The organism is Streptomyces sp. NPDC053474 (genome assembly GCF_044544845.1).
In the GTDB taxonomy this organism is placed as follows: domain Bacteria; phylum Actinomycetota; class Actinomycetes; order Streptomycetales; family Streptomycetaceae; genus Streptomyces.
In genome coordinates this window covers 181,039-205,362 of record NZ_JBITXV010000010.1, presented here as the reverse complement: position 1 = coordinate 205,362, position 24,324 = coordinate 181,039, and the positions used below count along the sequence as shown (strand labels likewise).

The following is a 24,324-nucleotide window of genomic DNA, read 5'->3' as shown; positions in this document are numbered from 1 at the left end:
CCCGCTGGCGATGATCAACCGCGAGAACATCCGCGACATGGGCCGTGTCGTCAAGGGTGTTCCCGAGGCCCGCAAGATCGTCTCCGCTCACCAACCGGACGTCGTGCTCTCCACCGGCGGCTACGTCTCCGTGCCGGTCGGCCTGGCGGCCAGGACCACCAAGTCGCCGCTGGTCGTGCACGAGCAGACCGTCCGCGTCGGACTGGCCAACCGCGCGCTCGCCCGCTTCGCCGACGCGATCGCCGTGTCCTCGGAGTCCATCCTGCCCCTGCTCAAGGACGGCAAGGCCAAAGCGATCGTCACCGGCAACCCCGTCCGCCCCGCCGTTTTCACGGGCCAGGCCGACATGGCGGTGGCCGCGCTCGCACTGCCCGGCTACGCCGCCTCCCTGGAGTCCTCCCTCCAGCACGCCGACACGCTGCCGCCCGCCCTGCGCAGCCGCTACTGGCTGAGCGACTTCGTAGGCCCCGAGCTCCCCGACGTCCTGGCCCTGGCCGACGTCGTCGTCTCCCGCAGCGGCGCCGGAACCATCGCCGAACTCACCGCCCTCAGCAAACCCTCCGTCCTGATCCAGCTCGCCTCCTTGGCCGGGAATGAGCAGGAGTACAACGCCCTGCACCTCCAGCAGGCTGGCGCCGCCATCGCGTTGGTGAACGGCCGGGCCTACGCTGACGAACTCCAGCGCGCCCTGGAACCCATCCTCACCTCACAGGATCGTCGCCAGGAGATGGCCCGCAACGCCGCCGCCCTCGGGCTCCCGGATGCCGCGGCGCGACTTGTCGACGTGCTGCTGAAGGTAGGCCTGCGAGACGCGTTGTGATGAACGTGCGACGCAGTTTCAGCAGGTCCAGGCCCATCGGCAGGCAGGTGATCCAGCCTTGGAGGCTGCGGAAGCTGGGCGGGCTCGGCGTCCAGCAGGAGACTGGCTGCCAGCGAGCGGGCCGACGCCACTTCGTCGGCCAGTGCTGCGCCGCTCGTGCGGGTCTCACAGCCAGCGCCGTGCACTGGATGTGCACGGCGCTGACAGGCACTCTGCGTCGGTGCTGCTCAGACGACATTTCACCGCGCCGCTGGTGTGAACCGGCGGGAAGGGGCGGCCAGGGGGCAACGGCTGCCCAGGCTCCCGCCATGCCGAGATCGGAACTCCAGCGGATCCACGCCTTCCTGGCCGCCTTCGCCCGCCGTCAGGCCGGGCGCGTCGTGGGCCTTCCCGGCGGGTTCGCCGTCTACGACGACACCTTCGCGCACTCCCGCGCGGACGACCAGGTCGTCAGCGACGCGGCCGTCGACCCCGAGGCGCTGCCCGCCCTCGCGGACCGGCCCTTGGGCAGCTGCCGCACCGGCTGAGCCCGGGCCTCGGTTCCCGCACGGAAGAAGGCGAGGTCGCGTCGGGGGTTAGCCCCCGGCTGAGCCGGGTGGGTAGCGGGATCGTCCTGAGTGATCACTTCCGGACATGCTGGATGTCGGCACCGACCGTCGATATCCCTACGATTTCCCCGGAGTTGACCCGTGCGCGAACAGGCAGGACAGGCAGGACAGGCATACCGTGCTCCCGGTCGGCAGCGGAGCGGACGGCGAGACAGGGGCCGCCGCGGCCTCGCGAGGGCCGCGGTCGCGGTGACCGCCGGAGTGCTGTCGCTCGGCGCCCTGGCGCCGTCGGCGGCCTCCGCCGCGCCCGCCACCCGGCCGGACCCCGTGCAGAAGGGCCTGAACGCCTTGGTGCGGGACGGTGGCCCGCCCGGCGCCCTGGCGAGCGTGACCGAACGCGACGGCCGCACCCGCCGCTACACCGCGGGCGTCGGCGACCTGGCCACCGGCGCGAAGGTGCCCCGGGACGGACAGGTGCGCATCGGCAGCAACACCAAGACCTTCACCGCGGTAGTGGTGCTGCAACTGGTCGGCGAGAAGAAGGTGAACCTCGACGCCTCCGTCGACACCTACCTGCCCGGTCTCGTCCGCGGGGACGGCATCGACGGCCGCCGCATCACCGTCCGTCAGCTGCTCCAGCACACCAGCGGGCTGCCCAACTACACCGACTACCTCGACTTCCCGGCCATCCAGCACCGGTACTTCGCGCCCCGCGACCTCCTCGACATCGCCCTGAAGCACAAGGCCCGCTCCGCCCCCGGCGAGAAGTGGGAGTACAACAACACCAACTACGTCGTCGCCGGGCTGATCATCCAGAAGGTCACCGGGCGCCCCCTCGCCGAGGAGATCGACAAGCGCGTCATCCAGCGCGCCGGGCTGCGCCACACCTACTTCCCGGCCGTGGGCGACCAGACGATCCGGGAGCCGCACCCCCACGGCTACATCAAGGATCCGGACGACGGGCCGCTGCGCGACTTCACGGAGATGGACCCCTCCTGGGCCTGGGCGGCGGGCCAGATCATCTCCACCAACGCCGACCTCAACCGGTTCTTCGGCGCGCTCCTGGACGGTGACCTCCTGCCGAAGGCCCAGCTGGCCCAGATGCGCACCACGATCCCGGCCAAGGCCCTCGGCCCCGGCGCCCGTTACGGCCTCGGGCTCGTGAGCAGGCCGCTGTCGTGCGGCGGCGTCGCCTGGAACCACGGCGGCGACATCGACGGCTACGAGACCCGTGGCGGCGTCACCGAGGACGGCCGCGCCGCCAACGTCGCGGTGACGAGGCTGCCGGACGCCGAGGCGGACGTGCGGCGCGTGGAGAAGGTCGTGGACACGGCCCTGTGCCGCTGACCCCCGGCACGGGCCGGGGGTGCACTCAGGTCCACCCCCGGCACGGGGGACACTCGGATGTCGAGGCGAGCCGTGCGTCCGTAGCGTTCGGGGAATGAGCGATGACACACGCAAAGCCCGTGCGCACAGGGCGAGTCGGCGCGTACGGCGGGGACTTGCCCCAGCGGCCGCGCTGCTGCTCGCGGGCCTGGCCGCGGCCCCGGTCGCCGCCGCCGGGGACCGGGGCCCCGGGCGCGGCGACCTCCTGACCCTCACGCCCGTCGCCGACCGGGACCTCACCGAGGTCCGGGCCTTCCTCGGCGGGCGGAACGTCGACAGCGGCCCCGCGCGGTACGGCGTGCGGGCCTACCGCCTCACGTACAAGACCGTGGACCCGCACGGCCGTCCCACCACCGCGACCGGCCTGCTGAGCCTGCCCAAGGGCGGGGCCCACCGGCTCGACGTGGTCTCCGACACGCACGGCACGATGGTCAACCGGGACTACGCGCCCTCCGCCGGTGAGGACTTCGGGCGGGTCGCCTCGTATCTGAACGCCTCCGCGGGCCGGGCCGTCGCCGCGCCCGACTACCTCGGGCTCGGCGGCGGGCCGGGCCGCCATCCGTACATGGACACCCGCTCGTCCGTCACCGCCTCAGTCGACATGCTGCGCGCGGCCCGCGCCGCGGCGGGGAAGCTGGGGCGCCCGCTCAACGGCGACGTGTACGCCACCGGCTTCTCGCAGGGCGGCCAGGTCGCGATGGGGCTCGGGCGGGCGCTGCGGGAGGGCGCGGACCGGCACTTCAGGCTCCGGGCCCTCGCCCCCGTCAGCGGTCCGTACGACCTGGAGGGCCAGGAGCTCCCGGCCCTGTACGACGGCAGGGTCAACGACGTCAGCGGCGTCCTCTACATGTCCTACTGGCTGGTCGCGCAGAACCGTCTGCACGCCATCTACAAGGACCCGGCCGAGGCGTTCCGGGAGCCGTACGCGCACCGCGTCGAGGGCCTCTTCGACGGCGCGCACGAGGAGGAGGACATCATCGGCGCGCTCGCGCCCACGGTGAAGGACCTGCTCACGCCGTCCTTCTACGAAAGGCTCAAGCACCCGAGCGGCGGCCTGCTGGACGCGGCGCGCGACAACGACCGCACCTGCGACTGGAAGGCCGACCTGCCGGTGCGGCTGTACGCGGGGACGGCCGACACCGACGTCCCGATCGCCAACGCGCGCAGCTGCGCGGCCCGACTCGCCCGCCACGGAGCGCCCGCGCGGATCGTCAACCAGGGCGCCGTGGACCATGTCCGGTCGTTCGTGGTGTCGGCGCCGCAGGTGGTGCGGTGGTTCGACGCGGTGGGGCGGCGGCCATAGGGACGCAACCCCACCGCTGGCACGCGGAGCACCCCGCCGGTCGACGAGCGGGCCGTGCGTGTCAGACCTCTTGGGCGGTGGCCGCCGTCACCGCCAGTTGCACGCGGCTGTGGCGGGGCGTCTCGATCTCGTCGAGCAGGGCGATCGCGAGGTCCGCGTGGGAGATCCGCCCCGGCCCTTCGAGGACGGTGCCGACGGCTGTCCGGTAGCCGCCGGTGGGTTCGGCGTCGGCGTTGAGGTCGAGCGGTGGCACGACCATCAGCCAGTCGAGCTCCGGCCCCGCCGTGGACAGGAGCTCGAACTCCGCGACGTGCCCCTGGGCGAAGGCCCGCCACTCCGCGGGGAAGTCCGCGCCGTCCATGATCCGTACGCCGGGGGAGGTCTGAAGTGTCGTGGCGATGCCCAGGACCAGCAGCCGTCGCACCCCCGCCTCCGCGAGCCCCGCGATCAGCGCGCTCGCCGCCGCGGTGAAGTAGTCCTCGGAGCCGATGTCGAGGCGCGCCGACGCGTTGAGGGCCGCACGGTGGCCCGGGGCGAGCGCCGCCACCGAGCGCGGATCGGTCACGTCACCCTGGACGACGGTGACCCGCTCGCCGCTCAGGTCCTGGTACTTGGCGGGGTCGCGGACCACCGCTGTCACGCGGTGGCCGCGCGCCACCGCCTCGGCCACCGCCGCCCGGCCGACGCGTCCACCCGCTCCGAAGATGATGAGGTCGTTGTTCATGGCGCCGACGTTAGGACGGGGGTGGCTGGTTACTGCAAAGGTACTGGGCTAGCGTCGGGCGGGTGAACCAGCCCTTGCCCGCACAGTTGCCCCTGCCCGCACAGCCGCCCTCGCCCGCGCGGACGCCGTTGTCCGCGGAGATGTTCGACGATCCCGGCTGCTCCGACCGCGCGGCGCCGTTCCGCGTCGGCGACAAGTGGACCGGAATGGTGTTGCGCTGTCTGGAGGGCGGCCCTCGCCGGTTCACCGAGCTGCGGGTCCCGCTGCACTGGGTCACCCCCAAGGTGCTCACCGAGACCCTCCGCTCGATGGAGCGCAACGGCTTCCTGAGCCGGACCGTGCACGACGAGAACCCGCCGCGCGTGGAGTACGAGTTGACCGCCCTGGGGCGTTCGCTCCTTCAGCCGCTGGACGTCGCCTGCGACTGGGCGCGTACGCACGTGCCGGACATCGTCGCGGCGAGGGCGGCCTACGAGGTGGACTGAGACGGTCGGTCCTCCGGGGAGGCCGACGGCCGTGCTGCCCGCAGGAGGGCCGGGCCGAGAGGTGGGCCCGCCGCGACGGGGGAGCACGGCGGGCCCGGCCATCAGTGTGCCCGAGCGAGCGCCGACCATGCGTCCCGGGTTTCGGATTTGGCCGAGTGTCTCCGGTGCCGAGCCCGCCGCGTTCTGGACCATTCGGCCTGGAAGGAGACAAGTGGCGTGCTCGCGGCGGGGGAGTCGTACGAAAGGCTCTGGCGCCGACTGGCTGGCCAGATACGGTGCTGGGCATGGCGAACAGCACGAGCACCGACTACGACCTGCCCGGTTACGCCTTGCTGATTGCCGCCGAGCCACCGGTGCGCCACCCGTTCGCCGTCACCGCCCAGTTGCCGTCCCTCGCCGCTCTGCCGCCGGCGCGGCTCGTCGGCACCCGGCAGGCGAGCGCGGTCCAGTTGGCCAATCCCGAGGATCCCCAGACCGTGCTGACGTGTCTGCGGACGGCCGCGGCCGCCGAGGGGCACCTGCTCGTCCACGTCGCCGGGCACCTGGTCGTCGACACCCGCCAGCACTTGCTCCACCTGGCGCTGGCCCGCACCACGGCACGTACGGTCCGCTACACGGCCCTGCCGTGGCACTGGCTCACGGCCGAGCTGCGGCACCGGCCGCCGGGCACGACGACCGTGGTCGCCGACCTGGCCGCCGACACCGCCGTCTGGCAGGCGCTCGTCCGCCGTGAGCAGGTGCTCGACGGCCCTTACGCCCTGTACGGAGCCGTGCAGTGGGAGGACCGTCACCATCGGCCCGCCCCCGCCTACACGCGGGCCTTCGCGCACATCCTGCGCACGGTTCCGGCCACGCCTCCCGCGCCCGTACTGCACGAGCAGGCCGTGGAGGCGGCCGCTCCCGAGGTCGACGCCGCCACCACTCTTTGGCTGGGAGGCATCGCTCCGGCAGGCACGGCGCCGCGGCCCCCGCTCGGTGTCCCCGCGCCCGGGGCGGCGCCGGTCGCGCCTGCCGCGCCCGTCATGGCGGTCGCCCCCGCGCCGCCCGCCGCGGCCCTGGCCGTCGCGGATCCGCACCGAGCCATCAGCGAGGCGAGCCGGGCCGGGCGGCACGCCGAGGCCGCCGCCATCGCCGCCGCGTGCGAGCAGAACGCCCTGCGCGGCCACGGCGCGACCTCGCCCGAGGTGGCGCACTGGATCGAGGTCCGCGCCTTCCTGGCCTTCGCCGAGGGCGCCTTCGACCGGGCCTGTGAGCTGTGGATGCGCGGCGCCGTGACCCGCCTGATGGCCGAGCAGCCGGAGAGCCACCCGGCCGTCGCTGAGGCCGTGGACCGCGCCCACCAGGCCTGGCACCGGGTCACCGACACCGGCCGGATCCGCGAGCTGGGCACCGAACTGCTCAGCCTGCGGACCCGGGTCACCGGCGGCGACGGCGCCCGCGAGGACGTGCGACAGCGCCTGGCGCGGCTCACCGAGACCGGTGGCTCCGTCGATGCGGTCAGCCGAACCTGATGCCCTGCGGCCGGTCGCCGCCGAACTCAAGGCGTGTCCCCTTGAAGATGTAGATCAGGAAGTCGGTGCATTCCTGGTCCCGGTACAGCGCGGCGTCCGTCCCCGTGCCGTTGGTGACGTTCACCGCCGGGGACTCGAAGTAGGCGCAGATCCCGTCCGGCGGATTCTCCTTGCGGTGCTCCACGCCCTGTGCGTCCGTGTACTTCAGGACCCCGACGGCCGCGAGGGATTCACCGGGGAAACCGGCGAGGAGCGCGAAGGACAGGGCCGGGGCGAGGACCGCCCGGCCCGCGCGGCGCAGGCTGGCGTCCATGGCCGTCACGCTCCCAGCTTGGCGCTGCGGGGCTTCGTCGCACCGAAGACCAGGGACGATCCCGCGTGGATGGGGATGAGGAAGGTGTTCTCCTCGCAGAGGCTGCCGGTGAAGAGCCTGCCGTCGGTGTCGGTGAGGTTGGCGACGCTGACCGCTTCCGCCGTGAAGCTGTAGCAGACGCCGTTGGTCGGGTTGTCTCTCGCGTGGTCGATCCCGCTCGCGTCACGGAAGCTCAGCGTGCCGTTGGCCGCCTGCGCCTGGGCGGAGAGGCCGGTGACGAGTGCGAGTGCACTGCCGACGGCCGCGACGGCCTTCGCGGCACGTCGCCCGGTACGCCTCGTGGTGTCCATGGTGTGTTCCCCCTTTCTGAGCCTTCGTCCGTACGAAAGGCCCTATGTCCGCGAGAGTCCGCTGATTTCAAGGTCTTTTGAAGGGCCGACTCCCGTTATCACCCGTGTGGGTAGGGCGGTTCGCACACCATTCGGCGGAGGGAACGCACGGTCGAGCGAGGGTGGGTCCGGCGGGGTCACCCGTGCACCGTTCCGATGCGGGCGATCTCACATATGGCCACGTCAGAGCCGATTTGCCCCACCCCGGGGCCCGTATGTCACAGTGGCCGTCCTGTCGGCCGCGCGCCTGACGTTCCCGTGTACCCGTACCCCCTTCCTTGGCAGAGAACGATGCAGGCTACGACCCTTGTCTCCCGGACCGCCGACCTGTTCGACCAGGGCCTGGAGCGCCGGTCCGGCGCCGCCCTGCTGCGCTTCGGCGCCGCCCGGCGCCGCCAGGACGACCGGACCGGCTGGTCCGGCGACGGCGCGGTCGCCTGGCTGGACGCCGGGCGCGGACACGTGTGGAGCGTCGGCGACGCGGCGGTGGCCGCGGAACTCGTGCTGCACGCCGAGCGTGAACTGCCTGGTGCCGTACGGGAGTTCACCGGGCCGCGCGGCAGCGACGCGCTGGTGGGGGAGCGCCGCGAGCTCTCCGACGTGGTGGAGTGGGTCTTCCGCTGGACGCTCGTGGAGCCGCCCGTGACGCGCAACGAGGAGCGCGTGGTCGAGCTCGGCGCGGAGCACCACGAGGAGCTGGCCGCCTTCCTCCGCGCACACAGCCCGGGCCACTCCACGGGCCCCGGATCCGCCGACGTCAGCCTCTGGGCGGGGATCCGCGACGCCGACGGGCGGCTCGTCGCCTGCGGCGCCCTGAGCAGCCTGCGCGACAGCGGGGCGCCGCTGATGGCGTCGGTCGCCACCGACGCGGCCCAGCGCGGCCAGGGCCTGGGTGCCGCGCTCACCGCCTGGCTGACCAGGTACGCGGTGCGCGAGCACGGCTTCTGCACCCTGTGGCAGATCGCCGACAACGTCCCCGCGCGGCGGCTGTACGACCGGCTCGGCTATCGCGACGAGGACCTCTGCGTCTCGGCGCGCATCGTCGGCGCCGCGTAAGCCCGCGGGGCGCGCGACCTCGGCCCGTCGCCGTGCCGGACGCGGCGGTTCACTCGCCGCGCTCGGCCCGGCCCGTCACGGCCGTGACGTGGGTGACGGCGGCGGACAGCTGGGCCTGGACGGCGTCCGGCAGCGGGGCGCCCTTGATGGATCCCACCACCCGCTGAGCCAGCAAGTACAGCTTGACGTTGGTGTTCTGCGAGGTCATGACCAGGACGTCCCACGCCTCCTCCTCGCCGAGGGCGAAGACGGCCATCAGGATGCCGCGGGCCGTGTCGATGGGGCCCCGGGTCTGCATCGCGCGCCGCAGCTGTACGACCTTGACGCGCAGGCCGTTCTCGGAGTCGTCCGAGCCGTCGGTGGTGGACGAGTCACCCGCTTCGGCGTCGGCCTCCGGCGTGAACAGGGGCAGGGCGTCGGTGAGCGCGAAGACCCGCTCCACGGCCGGGCTGAGCGCGCGGATCGCCACCGTCTTCGCCTCGTCCAGGGCCTGCTGACGCAGGGTCAGCAGGGTGTTGAGCCCGGAGCAGTCGCAGAACGCGACGCCGCTGAGGTCCACGTCGACGCCCCGGACGGAGCGGGTGAGGGCCGAGCGCAGCTCGCGGCGCAGCTCCTGGTCCGTGTCGAGGTCGAGGTCGCCGTGGACGGCGACCACGAGGCGGTCGCCCTCGGGGCGGAGGTGGACCGTCAGCTCGGACCGTGGTGCCGGGCCGCGCGGGTCGGCGAGCGCCGCGCGGCTGTCGGCCTGCCCGGTTCCTGACTGCGCCGCCTGCGGCATGGTCTTCTCCCCTGGGGTGGAGCACCTGTGTATCTGCCGCCACCAGGTTCGCCGCCCAGCGGATCCACGTCAACGGATACACGAAATACGGTTCACGTATTTTCTTGCCGGAACTGGCTGGCGTACGATCTGCCCATGGGTGGAGCACCGGAACCGCACACGGGATGGACGTTCATCACCAACCACGCGCGGGTACTCGCAGTCATTGCCGACAACCAGAACGCGCGGGTCCGGGACATCGCTGCTCACTGCAGACTCACGGAACGCGCCGTGCAGAAGATCATCTCCGACCTGGAGCACAGCGGTTATCTGTCCCACACCCGCCAGGGGCGCACCAACGCGTACCAGATCGAGCCGGGAATGATCCTGCGGCACCCCGCCGAGGCGGGGCTCACCGTGGCCTCCCTGCTGGGCATGCTCGCCCGGGTCGACACCCCGCACGCGGCCGCACCGCACGCCGACCAGGCCGCCCCCGCGCGCGACGGCTGAACGCCACGGCCGGGAGTTCGCCGTGGCACGAGTGAAGCCCCACGCGCCCGCGGGGTACACGGAGTCGCATGGTCTCCGGTATCCAGTGGGCTTCCTTCTTCCCCGCCGCGCTGCTGCTCGCCGCCACCCCCGGGGCGAATCAACTGCTGGCCCTGCGCAACGGACTGCGGCACGGTCCGCGTCCCGCCGTGGGCGCGCTCGCGGGCCGCTTCAGCGCGTTCGCGCTGATGGTCGTCGCCGTCGCCACCGGCCTCGGAGCCGTGCTGACCGGTTCCGCGGTGGCCTTCGACGTCATCAAGTGGTGCGGCGTGGTCTGTCTCGTCTGGCTCGGCGGGCGCACGGTGCTCACGGCGGCGCGCCGACAGCGAGGCGCGAGCCCCACTCCGTACCCGGAGCGTGAGGTCCCTCCCGCCGAGGGCGGCGGTGGGCGCACGGGCCGACGGCTCGCCCGGCAGGAGTTCGCCGTCGCGGCCTCCAACCCGAAGGCACTCCTTCTGTTCGCCGTGTTCCTGCCCCAGTTCCTGGGCAACGGCGCCGAAGGGGCGGCGGTGCCCCTGCTGCTCCTCGGCGCCGCGTACATCGCCGTGGAGTTCCTCTGCGCGTGCGGCTACGCCGTCCTGGGCGGGCGGTTGAAGAGCCTGGGCATCACCCGGCGGACCCGGCGAGCGCTGGACGCGTGCACCGGGGTCGCGATGCTGGGGCTCGCCGGGTGGCTGGCCGGTGAGCGACGCTGACCTACTTGACCTCGGCCAGGCGGCCCGTGGCGACGTCGAAGACGTAGCCGCGGACGGAGTCGGTGTGCGGGACGAACGGGCTGGAGGTGATGCGCCGCACGGACCGGCGTACGTCGTCCTCCAGGTCGGGGAACGCCTCGGCGGCCCAGGGCGGGCGGACCCCGGTCTCCTCCTCCAGCTGCCGTGCGAAGGCGTCATCGGTGACCACGCCGCCCGCGTTGCGGATGACGTGGGCCTCGCCGTCCTGCAATGCCGCCGCTATGAACGGGCGTACGGCCCATGGTCCGCCCCTGGACGTCGTCACACGATGCCGCTGACCGTCACCGTCATGCGGACCGGGACCGGCGCCGACGGCGAGGCGCGCGCCGTCCGCGTCACCGCCTCGCGGACCGCGCGGGTCACGTCGACGGCACGGTGGCCCCGGTGTACCACCACGAACACCTCCAGGGCGAGCCCGTCGGCGTCGCGGGCGCCTGGCGTGCCGCTCGCGCCGCGGACGCGGATGCCCGAAGTCGACGCCGTCGGCGCGCCGTTGACGCGGCGCGCGGACGCCGCGGTGCCGCGCAGGCGTGCCGCGAGGCCCGGCCGCAGGAAGGCCACCCCGGGGACCTCGCCCACCGCCGCGGCGACGGCCTCGACGAGTCGCCGTTCGTCGTGTGCCCGGGTCACCATGCGTCGTCTCCGTTCCCGTCGAGCAGATCGGTGATGACCACGTCGACAGCCGCCACGCGCAGGCCCAGGGCGTCCGCGGCCGCCTCGGCGATCCGGTGCCGTACGCGGTCAGCGACGTCCGGAAGGTCCCAGGTCGGTGCGGTCTGGACCTCGATGCGCACGGTCACCGGTGCGCGCGCCGCCCCGCCGGGCCCCGCCGGGGCCACGCGGCAGCTGCCCGCCCGCACGCCCGGCAGTGTCTCGGCGGCCGCGCGGAAGGTGCGCGCGGCCGCCGCCTCGACGATCCACGCGTCCTCGTCCGCCTCGCCCAGGGGGAGCGTGCGGCCGGGCCGCAGTTCGAGGCGGACCACGTCCATGATCCGCGCGCTGAGCGCCGAGGCGTCCGTGGGCCACGCGGAGCGCTGCGCGTCGCGGGCCCGCCACACCACGTCCTGCAACTCGTAGAAGCCGTCGAGAGCCGGGAGGCAGTATGGGCAGTCCACGATGTGCGGATCCGGCTCGCCCGCCTCCCCGGCCTCCCACACGGCGGCCAACCGGCGTCCGCAGGGCAGCCGTTCGTCCTCGGGCGCCGCCCCGTCGTCCCGCGTGCCGTCGTACGAGGGCCGCGGCCCGTCCCCGTCGCATGAGGGCCCAAGCCCGTCACCCTCGTACGGGACCGGTGTCTCGTCGCCCGGTCCGGGCGCGCCGTGCTCGTTCACCGCCATGCCGCCATCGTCTCCATCAAGTGGCGGCGCGCCCGGAAGACCCGGGCGCGGGCCGCTCCCGTCGTGATGCCGACCGTCTCGGCCACGGACTCGTACGGCATGTCGTCGAGCTCGCGCAGGACCCAGCACACGCGCTGCTCCACCGACAGGCCCTCCATGGCCTTCCTCAGGTCCTCGACGGCGGCGATGCCCTCCACGGCCCGCGGGGGCGAGACCTGGTGCTCGGGCGCGGCGGGCTCGGGCACGTCGTCGAGGCCCGCGACGCGCGGCCGGGCGCGGAGCAGATTGAGACACCGATGGGTGACGATGCGGTGCATCCAGGTGCCGAAGCGGGCGTCGCGGCGGAATTCGGGCAGCTTGCGCCAGGCGCTCACGAACGATTCCTGCACGGCGTCCTCCGCTTCCGTCGGGCTGCCGAGCAGCCGGGTGGCCAGCTGCAGCAGCCGGGGTCCGTGGCGCAGGACGAGCGCCTCGAAGGCCTCCTCGTCCCCTTCCGCCGCACGCACCGCGAGCAACGCGTCGTCGTGCCGGGCGGAAGGGTCGGCCTCCCACGGTGTCCCGTCCTCGTCCCCGGGCACGCTGGCTCCTCTCTGGTGGTCCTCTCCCTACGACCCGGCCGGGGGCGCGGATGTTACGCGACCCTGACCGATTCCTATTCGGTCGAAGAAGTGCGCGCGGATGCGTAACAACCGGCTGGGCACACGGGTCAGAGCAGAAGGAAGGCACCTACGGACACCGCGAGACGAGGAGAGGGCCCCCATGGCGACACAAGAGCTGTCCGCGAAGGCGAACACGCCCCAGACCGCGGAGCACACCGGCGGCCCCCGGCAGGACGCGCCGGGCGTCACCACCCTCACCGGCCGCACCGGAGCCGACGAACCGGCCGCCACGCGCGGCAAGACGTCCATCGCCGACGTGGTCGTGGTCAAGATCGCGGGCATGGCCACCCGTGAGATCCCCGGCGTGTACGACATGGGCGGCGGCCTGTCCCGCGCCATCGGCGCCGTGCGCGACCGCGTCCCCGGCGGCCGCTCGAACGTGGGGCGCGGCGTGAAGGTGGAGGTCGGCGAGCGGCAGACCGCCATCGACCTGGACGTCGTCGTCGAGTACGGCGTGCCGATCACCGACGTCGCCCACGACGTCCGCGAGAACGTCATCGCCGCCGTGGAGCGCATCACCGGCCTGGAGGTCGTCGAGGTCAACGTCGCCGTCAACGACGTGCACCTGCCCGAGGACGACAGCGCCGACAACGGCCCGGCCCGCGTGGAGTGAGGGTCCGCGCCCCCGTCGGCCGTGACGTCCTGCCCCTGACATGAGGTGAAGCGTGAGGACAGCCCTGGTGGGTTTGATCGTGGGCATGGCCCTGGGGTTCGCCGGCTGGTTCGGCGGCTTCGGCGCCTTCCTGCTGGTGGCCGCGCTCGGCGCGGTGGGCTTCGTGGTGGGGCGGCTCGTGGACGACGGCGTCGGTCTGCGCGAGTTCCTCACCGGTCGCGGCTCGGAGCGCCGGTGACCGCGCCGCCGCGCCGGTCGGCGTCCCGTACGCCCGCCGCGTCGCGCGGCACGACGACCGTCGCCGCCCGCGCGGTCCGCCGTGTCGCGCAGCGCGCCGCGACGGAGACACCGCTGCCCGGCGGCGTCCGCGCCGACGGCGGGTCGGCGGCCGTGCGGGGCGCGAACGTCCGCGTCGGCATCACCGTGGCGCTGCCCTACCCGGGCGGCCTCGACGCCTCGGCCCTGGCGGTGCAGCACCACGTCACCGCGCGCACCGCCGAACTCACGGGCCTGGCCGTGCCGCCCGTCAGCGTGCGCGTACGGGCCTTGGACCGGCCCGAGCGGGGCCCCGAGGAGCCGGGCGGCCCGCAGGGAGCCCCACCCGTGACCCTGGCCGAGCCCGGCCCGCACCCCGCGGGCCGCCGGGCCCGGCGGCCCTGGTCCCCGCGCCGCCTGCCGGTCGCCCTTGGCGCCCTGGCGGTCGCGTCCGGGTGCGCGGTGCTCCTGTACGACGTGGTGGCCGTGCACGCGGCCGGGCGCGCCCCCGCCGCGTGGCGGGTCCGCCTGGTCGCGTGGCTGTCGGCGCACGGGCCCGACGGCGGCACGGTCACCGGCATCGCGGCGGCCGGGACCATCCTGCTCGGCCTGTGGATGGTCGTGCTGGCCCTGACCCCGGGCCGCCGGGCGAGCCTGCCGATGACGCCGCCCGACGCGTACACGCGCGCCGACCTCCCTCGGGGCGCGGTGGCCGTGCTGGTGCGGGATTCCGTCGCCGCGCTGCCCGGGGTCGCCCGGGTCCGGGTGCGGGTCGGCCGCCGTCGGGTCCGGGTGCGCGCGGAGCTGGCCTTCGGTGACCGGCGCAGTGCCGTGGAAGCGGTGACGCGCGCGGCGGAGGACGCCCTGGCCGGGTGCGGCCTCGCCCGGCCTCCACGGCTGCGCGTGCGCCTGCGGCCGGGGCCGGGCGGCGGCGGGGCGCCGGAATGAGCGGCCTGCGCTCCGCCGCCAACAGGACGGTTCTCCTGGTGACCGGGGCCCTGGCCGTGCTCGGCGGCGCGGCCCTCGCCTCGACGACCGACGCCGTGCGACGGCGGCTGCCCGAAGCCCTGCCCCGCCTGGACCCCGACCGGGTCTGGCTGGACGGGGCGGCCCTGGACCGGTGGCGGGCACACGGCTGGTGGGCCGCAGCCGTGATCGCCGCGCTCGCGCTCGGGGTGCTCGCGACGGCGGCCTGGACGGCGTACGAAGTGCGGACGGGCCGACTGCGGCACCTGCCCCTCGGGGACCCGGGGCCCGCGCGGCACCTGCCCCTCGGAGACCTGGGGCACGCGTGGCACGGTGACATCACCCTCTCCGGGACGGCCCTCGCGACGGCGGTCTCCGACCGGGCCCGGTCCACGCCCGGCGTCGACCGGGCCCGGGTGCGCCTCCTCGGCCGCCCGCGGCACCTGCGGGCCCACGTCACCGTGACGCTCGCGCCGGGCGTCGCACCGCAGGCCGTCCTCCAGCGGCTCACCCGCGACGCCCTCGCCGAGGCACGGGCGGCCACGGCGCCCCGGACGCTCCACGCCGAGATCCACTTCGAGGTCCGGGCCCACGCCCCGCGCCGCCTGCGGTGACCGCGGCGCCGTTCACCGGGCGGGCGACGGGCCGGGAGGTGTGCGCGGCCGCTACGGCTGCTTGCCGCGCGCCTGTCGGAAGCGGTCGAGCCCGTACGAGAGCTCGACGATCGGGTCGGGGTAGTCGAGGGCCGCGCGGTCCGGCCCTGGCAGCTTCCACGGCTCGTGCACCGACGGGGCCTCGACACCGGAGAGTTCCGGCACCCAGCGCCGTACGTACGTGCCGTCGGGGTCGTACTTCTTGGCCTGGGTGACCGGGTTGAGGACCCGGTGGGGGCGGGTGTCGGTGCCGGTGCCCGCCATCCACTGCCAGTTGAGCTGGTTGTTGGGCACGTCGCCGTCCACCAGCCAGTGCAGGAAGTGCTCGGCGCCCACCCGCCAGTCGACGTAGAGGGTCTTGGTCAGGAAGCTCGCGGTGAGCAGCCGCGCCCGGTTGTGCATCCAGCCCTCGTGGCGCAGTTGCCGCATCGCCGCGTCGATGAGCGGGTAGCCCGTACGGCCCTCGCGCCAGGCCGCGATGTCGTCGGCGGCGGTGCGCTCCGTGCGCCAGCGGTCGTGCTGGGTGCGGTAGTCGGCGTGGGCGGCGTCCGGCCGGGCGGCGAGGACCTGGCGGTGGAAGTCGCGCCAGGCCAGCTGCCGGACGAAGGCCTCCGCGCCCGGACCGCCGTGGCGGTGCGCGCGCCGCACGAGCTCCACCGGGGACAAGGTGCCGAAGTGCAGATGGGGCGAGAAGCGCGAGGTGGCGTCGGCCGCCAGGTCGTCGCGGATGTCGTCGTAAGCGTCCAGACCGCGGCGCCAGTACGCGCTCACCCGCCTGCGGGCCTCGCTCTCCCCGGCGGGTGGCAGCGCCGGTGACACCTCGGAACTCGCGTCGCGCGCGCCCACCTTCTCACCCCCCACCTCATCGGGTACGGGCACTCGGCGCGGGGCGCCGACGACCGGCCGCAGCGGCACCCGCGCCCACTGCCGGTAGTACGGGGTGAACACGGCGAAGTGATCGGACGCGGCGGGGGTCACCGTGCCCGGCGGCACGGCGACGGTGACCGCGTCGTGCACGAAGAGCCGACGGCCCGCGGCCTCCAGGGCCGAGCGCAGCCGCTCCTCGCGCCGCGTGGCGAACCGGGTGTGCCCCGCCGACAGGTGCACCTCGTCGGCGTCCGCCTCGGTCACCACCCGGCACACCTGCTCCACCAGTTCGCCGGAGCGCACCACGAGCCGCCCGCCCCGGTCGCGCAGCGCGGAGTCCAGATCGGCCAGGCAGCCGTCGAGGAACGCGGCGCGGTTGGGCGCCGCGAACCCGGTCGCCTCCACGGCGCTGTCCCGGACGAAGAGCGGCACCACGGCGTCCGCCGTGTCGAGGGCCGCCCGCAGCGGTGGATGGTCGGCCAGGCGCAGGTCGGAGGTGAACAGGACGACCGAGACGTGCATGAGTGTCAGCTTCTTTCGGTGGGCGGGGAAACCGCGCGCCCGGATGCCGGGAGAGCCGCGCCCCCGGACGCCGGGGGATCCGCCCGCTCGGCCGCGCGGACGATGTTGCGGGCCATGCCGCCGAAAACCACCGCGTGGAAGGGCGAGACGCTCCACCAGTACAGCTGCCCAAGGAGGCCGTGCGGGTGGAACAGGGCCCGCTGTCGGTAGCGCACGCCCCCGGCCCCGTCGTCGTCCACCCGCATCTCCAGCCAGGCGAGGCCCGGCAGGCGCATCTCGGCGCGCAGCCGGAGGAGTCGGCCGCGCTCGATCTCCTCCACCCGCCAGAAGTCCAGCGAGTCGCCCGCCCTGAGCCGGTGCGCGTCGCGTCGGCCCCGGCGCAGGCCGACGCCGCCGACCAGCCGGTCGAGCCAGCCGCGCACCGCCCACGCGAGCGGGAAGGAGTACCAGCCGTTCTCCCCGCCGATGCCCTCGACGACGTCCCACAGCGCCTCCGGCGCGACCTCGGTCGCCCGTTCGCGTACGTCGGTGTAGAGGCTGCCGCCCGCCCAGTCGGGGTCGGTGGGCAGCGGGTCGCTGGGCGCGCCGGGCACGGCGGCCGACGACCAGCGGGTGGCGACCTCGGCCTCGCGGACGCGGTGCAGGGCGAGGGCGACGGCACGGTCGAAACCGAGGGGGGAGCCCGGCGGAGCGGGCACGTACCGCGCGATGTCGTTCTCGCCGCACACCACCTCGTACCGCAGGGACTCCGTCAACGGGCGGGCGATCCGGGTCGGCACCGGTGTCACCAGGCCCACCCAGTGGCTGGACAGACCGGGGGTGAGGACGGGGACGGGCAGGATCAGCCGCCGGGGGAGACCGGCGACGGCGGCGTAACGGCGCATCATGTCGAGGTACGTGAGGACCTCGGGGCCGCCCACGTCGAAGGCGCGGTTCACGTCCGGGGGCAGCCCCGCGCAGCCGACCAGGAGACGCAGGACGTCGCGCACGGCGATCGGCTGGATCCGGGTGCGCACCCAGCGCGGGGTGACCATCACCGGCAGCCGTTCGGAGAGGTAGCGCAGCATCTCGAAGCTGGCGGAGCCGGAGCCGATGATCACTGCGGCGCGCAGCACGGCCGTCGGCACCCCCGAGTCGAGCAGGACGCGGCCGACCTCCGCACGGGAGCGCAGATGCGGTGACAGCTCCCGCTCGGGCACCGTGTCGGGGGTGAGGCCGCCCAGGTAGACGATCCGGCCGACACCGGCCCGGCGGGCCTGCTCCCCGAACACGCGGGCCGCCCGCCGGTCTGTCTCCTCGAAATCCCGCCCGGTGCCGAGGGAGTGCACCAGGTAGTAGGCGACGTCCACGCCGCTCAGGGCGCGCGCGACCGACGCGGGATCCGTGACGTCTCCCCGGACCACCTCCGCCCGCCCGGCCCACGGGTGGTCCCGCAGCTTCTCCGGGGTGCGGGCCAGACAGCGCACCCGGTGGCCCGCGTCGAGGAGCTCCGGGACCAGTCGGCCCCCGATGTAGCCGCTCGCCCCGGTCACCAGGCACGTGCGCCCACCACCGGCCCGCCGCCCGGCCGGGGTGGTGTCGTCGTCACTCATCGTGGCTCCCGCCGCTCGCCTGCTCGTCATCCGTCGTCGCCGTAGCGTCCGTCACTCCTTCTACGGTGCGAACGTGCCGGACGGATGCGCCCGGCACGGGGGCCTGCGCGAGTGACAGGAGCGCCACCCGCGTGCGCCACGGCCGGGCGGGGCCCGGGGCAGGTCGGGCGGTGCCGCGAAAAATCGTGCGTCAGGCCAATCCATCAGGCCGTCGGCTCCGGAATACGGAATAACATCCACCGCTCTCCGGGAGGCCATCGAGTGAAGGAAGTCGTGCACATCGGGTCCCGGGCGGCGCCGGGGCCCGACCTCCAGGAGCTGATGGCCCGGGTGGCCCGCGGCGACCAGCAGGCGTTCTCGTCCCTGTACGACGCGGTGGCCGCCGCCGTCCTCGGGGTGGTGCGCAGCGTGCTGCGCGACCACGCCCAGTCCGAGGAAGTCACCCAGGAGGTCCTGGTGGAGGTGTGGCGCACCGCGCCGCGCTACCGGCAGGACCGGGGCACGGCCATGAACTGGGTCCTGACCCTCGCGCACCGCCGCGCGGTCGACCGCGTCCGCTCCGTGGAGGCCGCCACCGCCCGCGAGCACAAGGCGGCGCTGCTCGCGCACGCCCCGGAGTACGACGAGGTCAGCGAGCAGGTCGAGACCCGCCTCGAGCGCGAGCAGGTCCGCCGGTGCCTGCGCACGCTCACCGAGGTCCAACGGCAGTCTGTGACGCTCGCCTACTACCGCGGCCTGACCTACCGCCAGGTCGCCGAACTCCTCTCGCTGCCCCTGGGCACCGTCAAGACCCGCCTGCGCGACGGACTCATCCGGCTGCGCGACTGCCTGGGAGCGAGCGCATGACCATCGGCGCGGATCCGCACACGCTCACCGGCGCCTACGCCACCGACGCCCTGGACGACGACGAGCGCCGCGCGTTCGAGGAGCACCTGGTCCGGTGCCCGTCCTGCGCCCAGGAGGTGCGGGAACTGACGGCCGCCGCGGCGCGGCTCGGCCTCGCCGCGGCTGTCGCCCCCCGCCGCGCGCTGAAGGACGAGGTGCTGCGGCGCCTCGCCACGGTCCGCCAGGAAGCGCCGCCGCCACGGCCGGTACCGCAGTCCGGTACCGCGTGGCACCGGGCCCGCCGCGCGTCCCGATGGGCCCTGGCCGCCTGCGTCGCCGCGGCCGCCGGTCTTGGCGGCACCGCCGTCTGGCAGCACCGGCAGGCCGACGAGGCGCGCGAGACGGCCCGCCGGGCCCAGGCGCGGTCCGAGGACCTGGCCGCCCTGCTGGCCGCGCCCGACGCGCGGGCGCGCACCGGGAAGCTCCCCGGCGGGGCGCGGGCGACGGTGGTCGTCTCCAGCAGCCGCGACCGGGCCGCGCTCCTGGCGTCCGGCATGGCGAGGCCGCCGCGCGGCAAGGTCTACCAGCTGTGGTTCGACGACCAGGGCTCCATGCGCCCCGCCGGGCTCATGGACCCCGACCGCACGACCGCGGCGGTCCTGCTGACGGGCCCGGTCGGCGGGGCCACTGGCATGGGCATCACGGTGGAGCCCGCGGGCGGTTCGCCCGAGCCGACCTCAGCGCCCGTGGCTCTGGTGGACTTCCCCGCCTGAGCGCCTCGGCAGGTGTCAGCGGACGGTGACGAGCACGGAGTGCCAGCCGCTCGCGCCGTCGGGGACGGTGCGGGTGCGCTGCTCCGTCTGCCGGGTGCCGGTGCGGTCGGTGGCGCGCACGGTCAGGGTGTGGCTGCCGGACGTCGCCCGCCAGGGGAGGGACCACTGGCGCCAGGTGTCCCGGGTGTCCTCCGCGGCGAGGTCGGCCCGGCGCCAGGGGCCGTCATCGACGCGGACCTCGACCTTGTCGATGCCGCGGTGCTGGGCCCACGCCACACCGGCGATCATGACCGTGCCGGGCTCGGGGCGGGCGAAGGGCCGGGGGGTGTCGATGCGGGACTGGGTCTTGACGGGGGCCCGCCGAGCCCAGTCCCGCTTGACCCAGTACGTGTCGTAGGCGTCGAAGGTGGTGAGTTCGATGTCCTCGATCCACTTGCAGGCGGACACGTACCCGTAGAGGCCGGGCACGACCATGCGGACCGGAAAGCCGTGGGCGAAGGGCAGCGGTTCGCCGTTCATGCCGAGCGCGAGCAGCGCGTCGCGGCCGTCCAGCACGTCTTCCACGGGCGTGCCGAGGGTCATGCCGTCGACCGAGCGGGCGACCAACTGGTCGGCGGGCCCGCCCCGGGACGGCGGCTCGACGCCGCACCGGGCGAGGAGTTCCGCCAGCGGCACGCCGATCCAGCGCGCGGTCCCCGCGTAGGGGCCGCCGACCTCGTTCGACACACAGGTGAGGGTGATGTCGCGCTCGATGAGGGGCATGCGCAGCAAGTCGTCGTAGGAGAGCTGACGTTCGCGGGTGACGCCCTTGCCGTGGATGCGCAGGCTCCAGGACGACGGCACGATCTTGGGGACGACCAGGGCGGTGTCCACCCGGTAGAAGTCCGCGTTGAGCGTGGTGAACGGGCTGATGCCCGGCACGCGCAGCGCCGCTCCCCGAGGCACCGGGGCGGCGGGCGAGGACGGCGGCGGCAGGGTGACGCGGTCGCGGGCCTTCACCGCCCGCTCGGCGCCCGCACCGTGCAGCGAACGGCCCAGCAGCCCGGCGCCGGTGGACGCGGCGGCCGCGGCCGCGGCGGCGACGACGAACCGGCGACGGTCCCAGCCGGGGCCCCCGGGCCCGGCGGCGCGCGGCGCGGGCCGAAGCCGTCCGGCGAGCCAGTACAGCAGCGCCGCGCCGACCACGGCGCCCACGACGGAAGGCAGCGCGTCCTGTGCGCCCACGGAGTCCGGACGGCTAGTCGCGGCGAGCGCCCCGACGGCTCCGAAGAGGAGGACGCCCGCGGAGCCGACCCGCCGGTACCGGGCGGCCAAGGCCCCCAGGACGAGGGCGAACAGGGCCAGGACGCCGAGGATGCCCAGCTGCAGGACGAGCTTGTCGTTCGCGCCGAAGGAGCGGATCGCCCACGTCTTGAGGGACGCCGGGGTCCGGTCGATGGCCGCACCGCCGACAGCGACCACCGGCCCGGCCTCGCGGCGCACGGCGGCCGACACCAGCTCGGCCACGGCCAGGGCCGTGTAGCCCGACAGGAGTCCGCTCAACGCCCCCAAGGTGACCCGCCCGAGGGCCGATCGGCGCCCAGAGGTTCCCAGTTCATCGCTCATACGGGACATCCGTAGCCGCTCCCGGGGACGGATTGGTGCCGTTCCTCGGACGGAGTACACCGCGCCGCGCCCTCCGAATCCCGGCGACGGCTCCTCGCTGACCTGCACGGATCCGGAGCGCGTTGATCTCCTCGGGTGAATCGCCAAGCCGGAAGGGCCGCAGCTTCGAATCACAGGCGTGCGGAGCTCACCAGAGGTTCCGCTTCCGCAGGTCCGCCATCGAGGAGCAGATGATGAGCAGCACCTTCCGCATCCGCCGTGTCGCCCTGGCCCTGAGCGCGGCGGCCGTTCTGCCGCTGTCCCTCTCCGCCTGCTCGGACGACGGCGGCGGCAAGGACAGCGCCGCCGACAAGAAGTCCACCGCCGCGCGGGACGACGCGAGCAAGGACGCCTCCGCCGAGGGCACGAAGAGCGCGGACGAGCCGTTCGGCCCCGCGTGCGCCTCGGTTCCCAAGGACGGCGCGGGCAGCTTCGACGGCATGGCCGAGGACCCGGTCGCCACGGCCGCCTCGCACAACCCGGCCCTGTCGACCCTGGTCACCGCGGTCAAGAAGGCCGGACTCGGCGACACGCTCAACAACGCGAAGGACATCACGGTCTTCGCGCCCACCAACGACGCGTTCGCGAAGATCCCCAAGGAGGACCTGGACAAGGTCCTCAACGACAAGGCACAGCTGACCAGCATCCTGACCTACCACGTCGTGGGGAAGCGGCTCGCCCCCGCGGACCTCGCGGACGGCTCCTTCCCGACCCTGGAGAAGGGCACGATCCGCACCTCGGGGTCGGGCGGGGCGTACAAGGTCAACGGCTCCGCCGACGTCGTGTGCGGCAACGTGAGGACCGCCAACGCGAACGTGTACATCATCGACACCGTTCTGATGCCGAAGAAGTGAAGAAGTGGGGAGCGTGCGGGCGGCACGCACGGTGACCCCCGCGGCCGGGCACGGTGACCCCGCGGCCGGGGCGGTGGTCAGCCGCCGGCCGCGGGGTCTCCCGGAGCCGCTGGGTCCAGGAGGTCGCCGTACAGGGCGCTCAGCGTCGACGTCGCGTCCACCAGGCCGTGACAGCGCACGAGCCCCGGCACGGCCCTGCCCGCCCAGCCGGGGCCCGCGGTCAGGACCACCGGGCTGCGCCGCGCCCCTTTCACGCCCCACTCCATGGCGGTGAGGTGCTGGGCGAGCGGGACGCTGGCCGTGGAGCGCGCCTGCGACCACAGCACCACGGCGACCGGCCCGACGCGGCGCACCGACGCGAGCAGCGCCTCCACGGGTACGGCGGCGCCGAGGATGCGCGTGGGCACGCCCCGTTCCCCCAGGGCGGCGTGCAGCGCCTCCAGCGGCAGGGTGTGCTGCTCGTCCGGTACGCAGGCCAGCAGCACCGGGGCGGCGTCGACGGGCGGCCCCGCCGGGACGAGCAGCGGAACACTGCGGAGCGTGGTCGAGATGTGCCACGACAGCAGGTGCTCGACCTCCACGTAACGGTCCCCGGACGACGCCCACTTGCGGCCCACGGCCCGCAGGGTCGGCACCATGACCTCGTCCCAGGTGACGCTCAGGCCGTGCCCGGTGACCAGGGCGTTGAGTCGGCTCTGCACCTCCGGCGCGTCGAGCCGCACCGCCGCGCGGGCCAGGCCCCTGGACTCCTGCCGCACGTCCCCGAGCGGCGGTCCGCCCCCGGCGACCGGGGCGGCCGTGGCCGCCCCACCCGTCCGCTCGGCCGATCCGCGTTCCTGGGCGATGCGGGCCGCCTCCGCCGGTGGTACACCCGTGGCGGTGAGGCGGCACATGTCCTCGACCATCGCGACGTCCCGGCGGCTCCATCTGCGGTGCCTGCCGTCCGCGCGCACGGCGGGGCCCAGGCCGTAACGCCGGTCCCAGGAACGCAGGGTGGTCGGCGAGACGCCGAGGTGCCGTGCGAGGGCCCCCGTCGTCATGGCGGCACCGTCGTCCCCGTCCCGGTCCTCCCGCTGTTCGTCGACCACGCGGCCACCATACGACGCACAAACGACGCATGTTGCTCCGTTCGGCGAGGCCTGCGGACGATGGGAGTCCGGTCGCACCCCTTCGGGTGGACCGTGCCCCGGGCGGCCCGGCCGTGCGCCGCGCCGGTCCAGCCCTCTGCGTAAGGAGCCGCAGTCATGCCCTCCACCCCCATCGCCCGACGGACGGCCGAGGGGCAGCTGCGCGACGAGGACATCGCCCGCGGCTTCGTGTCCGGCGAGGAGGACGCCCTCGCCGCCGCCTTCCACCGCTGGGGACCCCTGGCCTACGCCCGGGCGCGGCGGGCGCTGGGCGACGCGCGCGAGGCCGAGGACGTCACCCAGCAGGTGTTCCTCGCCGCCTGGCGGGCGCGCGCCACCTACACGGTCGGCAGAGGCACGTTCCCCGGATGGCTCGTCGGCATCACCCGCCACAAGATCGCCGACGCCCTCGCGGCCCGCTCCCGCCGGGCGGACCTCGTCACGCTCGTGGCGACGATGCCTCCCGCGCCCACGGACCGGCGCGCCGACTTCCCGGAGGCCGTGCTCGACCGCGTGCTGATCAGCCACGAGGTGAGCCGTCTGTCACCCGCCCAACGGCGCGTGCTCAGGCTCGCCTTCTACGACGACCTCACCCAGCCGCAGATCGCCGTGGTCACCGGCTGGCCGCTCGGCACGGTGAAGAGCCACGCGCGCCGGGGCCTGGAACAACTGCGCCGCCGCCTGCGGGAGAGCGGCGCCGTCGAAGCACGGCAGGAGGGCGATGACGGAAACCTGGAGGGACGCGGTAGCGATCACTGAGAACAGGTCAGCCACTGTCGCGTGCATATCCCAAGCATTGGCCAAGGCATTGGCCGTCAACCCGACATTCGCCGTTAAGCGGAGAGAATTCCGCAGGAGTGAAGAAGAGGAGAAGCTTCTGCCGGAAGCGTGAGCCCGCGCACAATGCGTGACCGTGCGCCCCTGTGCGCCCCCTATGGAATTCGGCCACACCCGTGCCCTGGCCCGGTGGGCCGTCTGGGGACTGGACATCCCTGATCGGTCCATGTCGTGGGATGGAGGGTAAGTGGGCAACGGGGGTGCGAATTCGGTCAGCATCTTCCA

29 protein-coding genes are annotated in these 24,324 nt (G+C 74.2%); 17 read left to right on the top strand and 12 right to left on the bottom strand.

Features of this window, described 5'->3' with window-relative positions:
* The first annotated feature begins 10 nt into the window (after positions 1 to 10).
* The 4 genes from ACIG3E_RS24610 (at position 11) to ACIG3E_RS24595 (ending at position 4,057) form a co-directional block, all read left to right on the top strand.
* Positions 11 to 820, top strand: a complete 810-nt coding sequence (locus tag ACIG3E_RS24610; RefSeq protein ID WP_399620254.1) for a UDP-N-acetylglucosamine--N-acetylmuramyl-(pentapeptide) pyrophosphoryl-undecaprenol N-acetylglucosamine transferase — start codon at positions 11 to 13, stop codon at positions 818 to 820.
* 308 nt (positions 821 to 1,128) lie between these two features.
* Complete coding sequence (locus ACIG3E_RS24605) at positions 1,129 to 1,347, top strand: hypothetical protein (protein ID WP_399620252.1); 219 nt, start codon at positions 1,129 to 1,131, stop codon at positions 1,345 to 1,347.
* Between the two features lie 270 nt (positions 1,348 to 1,617).
* Positions 1,618 to 2,715 (top strand): serine hydrolase domain-containing protein, encoded by a 1,098-nt coding sequence (locus ACIG3E_RS24600; RefSeq protein WP_399620250.1) that lies wholly within the window; start codon positions 1,618 to 1,620, stop codon positions 2,713 to 2,715.
* 94 nt (positions 2,716 to 2,809) lie between these two features.
* Positions 2,810 to 4,057 carry an alpha/beta hydrolase gene (locus tag ACIG3E_RS24595; RefSeq protein ID WP_399620247.1) on the top strand — a complete coding sequence of 416 codons (1,248 nt, stop codon included), beginning with the start codon at positions 2,810 to 2,812 and terminating at the stop codon, positions 4,055 to 4,057.
* A 61-nt stretch (positions 4,058 to 4,118) separates the two neighbouring features.
* Here ACIG3E_RS24595 and ACIG3E_RS24590 read toward each other — a convergent pair whose 3' ends face one another.
* Positions 4,119 to 4,781, bottom strand: coding sequence for an NAD(P)-dependent oxidoreductase (locus tag ACIG3E_RS24590; RefSeq protein ID WP_399620245.1), 663 nt, complete (start codon positions 4,779 to 4,781; stop codon positions 4,119 to 4,121).
* Positions 4,782 to 4,921: 140 nt separating this feature from the next.
* Here ACIG3E_RS24590 and ACIG3E_RS24585 point away from each other — a divergent pair, with 140 nt between their 5' ends.
* Positions 4,922 to 5,266 (top strand): winged helix-turn-helix transcriptional regulator, encoded by a 345-nt coding sequence (locus ACIG3E_RS24585; protein WP_399620641.1) that lies wholly within the window; start codon positions 4,922 to 4,924, stop codon positions 5,264 to 5,266.
* Positions 5,267 to 5,550: 284 nt separating this feature from the next.
* On the top strand, positions 5,551 to 6,777 hold the full coding sequence (locus ACIG3E_RS24580) for a hypothetical protein (RefSeq protein WP_399620242.1): 1,227 nt from the start codon (positions 5,551 to 5,553) through the stop codon (positions 6,775 to 6,777).
* Here ACIG3E_RS24580 and ACIG3E_RS24575 read toward each other — a convergent pair.
* Positions 6,764 to 7,099 carry a hypothetical protein gene (locus tag ACIG3E_RS24575; protein WP_399620239.1) on the bottom strand — a complete coding sequence of 112 codons (336 nt, stop codon included), beginning with the start codon at positions 7,097 to 7,099 and terminating at the stop codon, positions 6,764 to 6,766. The genes ACIG3E_RS24580 and ACIG3E_RS24575 overlap by 14 nt on opposite strands.
* Positions 7,096 to 7,440 (bottom strand): hypothetical protein, encoded by a 345-nt coding sequence (locus ACIG3E_RS24570; protein WP_399620237.1) that lies wholly within the window; start codon positions 7,438 to 7,440, stop codon positions 7,096 to 7,098. The genes ACIG3E_RS24575 and ACIG3E_RS24570 overlap by 4 nt, the downstream gene beginning before the upstream one ends.
* A 330-nt stretch (positions 7,441 to 7,770) precedes the next feature.
* On the opposite strand from ACIG3E_RS24570, the gene ACIG3E_RS24565 reads away from it, so the two are divergent.
* The gene (locus ACIG3E_RS24565) at positions 7,771 to 8,535 is read left to right on the top strand and encodes a GNAT family N-acetyltransferase (protein WP_399620234.1); all 765 of its coding nucleotides are present in this window, start codon (positions 7,771 to 7,773) and stop codon (positions 8,533 to 8,535) included.
* Between the two features lie 49 nt (positions 8,536 to 8,584).
* On the opposite strand, the gene ACIG3E_RS24560 is transcribed toward ACIG3E_RS24565, so the two are convergent.
* Positions 8,585 to 9,313, bottom strand: coding sequence for an anti-sigma factor antagonist (locus ACIG3E_RS24560; RefSeq protein WP_399620231.1), 729 nt, complete (start codon positions 9,311 to 9,313; stop codon positions 8,585 to 8,587).
* Between the two features lie 135 nt (positions 9,314 to 9,448).
* Here ACIG3E_RS24560 and ACIG3E_RS24555 point away from each other — a divergent pair, with 135 nt between their 5' ends.
* Together ACIG3E_RS24555 and ACIG3E_RS24550 are read left to right on the top strand one after the other, a co-directional pair.
* Positions 9,449 to 9,802: a helix-turn-helix transcriptional regulator gene (locus ACIG3E_RS24555; protein ID WP_399620228.1), complete on the top strand. Its 354-nt coding sequence runs from the start codon at positions 9,449 to 9,451 to the stop codon at positions 9,800 to 9,802.
* 68 nt (positions 9,803 to 9,870) lie between these two features.
* Complete coding sequence (locus ACIG3E_RS24550; RefSeq protein WP_399620225.1) at positions 9,871 to 10,536, top strand: LysE family translocator; 666 nt, start codon at positions 9,871 to 9,873, stop codon at positions 10,534 to 10,536.
* Between the two features lies 1 nt (position 10,537).
* Here ACIG3E_RS24550 and ACIG3E_RS24545 read toward each other — a convergent pair whose 3' ends face one another.
* From ACIG3E_RS24545 to ACIG3E_RS24530, 4 genes are read right to left on the bottom strand one after another with little or no spacing between them, the layout of a single operon-like run.
* Positions 10,538 to 10,840, bottom strand: coding sequence for a hypothetical protein (locus ACIG3E_RS24545; protein WP_399620223.1), 303 nt, complete (start codon positions 10,838 to 10,840; stop codon positions 10,538 to 10,540).
* Entirely contained in the window at positions 10,837 to 11,208 is a 372-nt protein-coding gene (locus ACIG3E_RS24540) for an Asp23/Gls24 family envelope stress response protein (protein WP_399620220.1), read from the bottom strand. The genes ACIG3E_RS24545 and ACIG3E_RS24540 overlap by 4 nt, the downstream gene beginning before the upstream one ends.
* Positions 11,202 to 11,912 (bottom strand): hypothetical protein, encoded by a 711-nt coding sequence (locus ACIG3E_RS24535; RefSeq protein WP_399620217.1) that lies wholly within the window; start codon positions 11,910 to 11,912, stop codon positions 11,202 to 11,204. The genes ACIG3E_RS24540 and ACIG3E_RS24535 overlap by 7 nt, the downstream gene beginning before the upstream one ends.
* On the bottom strand, positions 11,903 to 12,490 hold the full coding sequence (locus ACIG3E_RS24530; protein WP_399620214.1) for an RNA polymerase sigma factor: 588 nt from the start codon (positions 12,488 to 12,490) through the stop codon (positions 11,903 to 11,905). The genes ACIG3E_RS24535 and ACIG3E_RS24530 overlap by 10 nt, the downstream gene beginning before the upstream one ends.
* A gap of 181 nt (positions 12,491 to 12,671) precedes the next feature.
* Between ACIG3E_RS24530 and ACIG3E_RS24525 the strand changes: the two genes are divergently transcribed.
* Genes ACIG3E_RS24525 through ACIG3E_RS24510 form a run of 4 tightly spaced genes read left to right on the top strand, consistent with a single transcriptional unit; the run spans position 12,672 to position 15,019 of the window.
* A complete protein-coding gene (locus ACIG3E_RS24525) occupies positions 12,672 to 13,184 on the top strand; it encodes an Asp23/Gls24 family envelope stress response protein (protein WP_399620211.1) in 513 nt (170 codons plus the stop codon).
* A 52-nt stretch (positions 13,185 to 13,236) separates the two neighbouring features.
* Positions 13,237 to 13,422 (top strand): hypothetical protein, encoded by a 186-nt coding sequence (locus tag ACIG3E_RS24520; RefSeq protein WP_399620208.1) that lies wholly within the window; start codon positions 13,237 to 13,239, stop codon positions 13,420 to 13,422.
* Entirely contained in the window at positions 13,419 to 14,387 is a 969-nt protein-coding gene (locus tag ACIG3E_RS24515; protein WP_399620205.1) for a DUF6286 domain-containing protein, read from the top strand. The genes ACIG3E_RS24520 and ACIG3E_RS24515 overlap by 4 nt, the downstream gene beginning before the upstream one ends.
* Positions 14,384 to 15,019 (top strand): hypothetical protein, encoded by a 636-nt coding sequence (locus ACIG3E_RS24510; protein ID WP_399620203.1) that lies wholly within the window; start codon positions 14,384 to 14,386, stop codon positions 15,017 to 15,019. Before ACIG3E_RS24515 ends, ACIG3E_RS24510 begins: the two co-directional genes overlap by 4 nt.
* Positions 15,020 to 15,070: 51 nt before the next feature.
* Here ACIG3E_RS24510 and ACIG3E_RS24505 read toward each other — a convergent pair whose 3' ends face one another.
* A complete protein-coding gene (locus ACIG3E_RS24505; protein ID WP_399620200.1) occupies positions 15,071 to 16,447 on the bottom strand; it encodes a cryptochrome/photolyase family protein in 1,377 nt (458 codons plus the stop codon).
* A 5-nt stretch (positions 16,448 to 16,452) separates the two neighbouring features.
* Positions 16,453 to 18,039 (bottom strand): SDR family oxidoreductase, encoded by a 1,587-nt coding sequence (locus tag ACIG3E_RS24500; protein ID WP_399620197.1) that lies wholly within the window; start codon positions 18,037 to 18,039, stop codon positions 16,453 to 16,455.
* 261 nt (positions 18,040 to 18,300) lie between these two features.
* Between ACIG3E_RS24500 and ACIG3E_RS24495 the strand changes: the two genes are divergently transcribed.
* Entirely contained in the window at positions 18,301 to 18,885 is a 585-nt protein-coding gene (locus ACIG3E_RS24495; protein WP_399620194.1) for a sigma-70 family RNA polymerase sigma factor, read from the top strand.
* Positions 18,882 to 19,637: an anti-sigma factor domain-containing protein gene (locus ACIG3E_RS24490; protein WP_399620191.1), complete on the top strand. Its 756-nt coding sequence runs from the start codon at positions 18,882 to 18,884 to the stop codon at positions 19,635 to 19,637. The genes ACIG3E_RS24495 and ACIG3E_RS24490 overlap by 4 nt, the downstream gene beginning before the upstream one ends.
* A 15-nt stretch (positions 19,638 to 19,652) precedes the next feature.
* Here the strand turns inward: ACIG3E_RS24490 and ACIG3E_RS24485 are convergent, their stop codons facing one another.
* Positions 19,653 to 21,242, bottom strand: a complete 1,590-nt coding sequence (locus ACIG3E_RS24485) for a molybdopterin-dependent oxidoreductase (RefSeq protein ID WP_399620188.1) — start codon at positions 21,240 to 21,242, stop codon at positions 19,653 to 19,655.
* Between the two features lie 233 nt (positions 21,243 to 21,475).
* Between ACIG3E_RS24485 and ACIG3E_RS24480 the strand changes: the two genes are divergently transcribed.
* The gene (locus ACIG3E_RS24480; protein WP_399620184.1) at positions 21,476 to 22,135 is read left to right on the top strand and encodes a fasciclin domain-containing protein; all 660 of its coding nucleotides are present in this window, start codon (positions 21,476 to 21,478) and stop codon (positions 22,133 to 22,135) included.
* A gap of 77 nt (positions 22,136 to 22,212) precedes the next feature.
* Here ACIG3E_RS24480 and ACIG3E_RS24475 read toward each other — a convergent pair whose 3' ends face one another.
* Complete coding sequence (locus tag ACIG3E_RS24475; RefSeq protein ID WP_399620638.1) at positions 22,213 to 23,175, bottom strand: MerR family transcriptional regulator; 963 nt, start codon at positions 23,173 to 23,175, stop codon at positions 22,213 to 22,215.
* Between the two features lie 204 nt (positions 23,176 to 23,379).
* On the opposite strand from ACIG3E_RS24475, the gene ACIG3E_RS24470 reads away from it, so the two are divergent.
* Positions 23,380 to 24,021 carry an RNA polymerase sigma factor gene (locus ACIG3E_RS24470; protein WP_399620181.1) on the top strand — a complete coding sequence of 214 codons (642 nt, stop codon included), beginning with the start codon at positions 23,380 to 23,382 and terminating at the stop codon, positions 24,019 to 24,021.
* Positions 24,022 to 24,324: the final 303 nt, after the last annotated feature.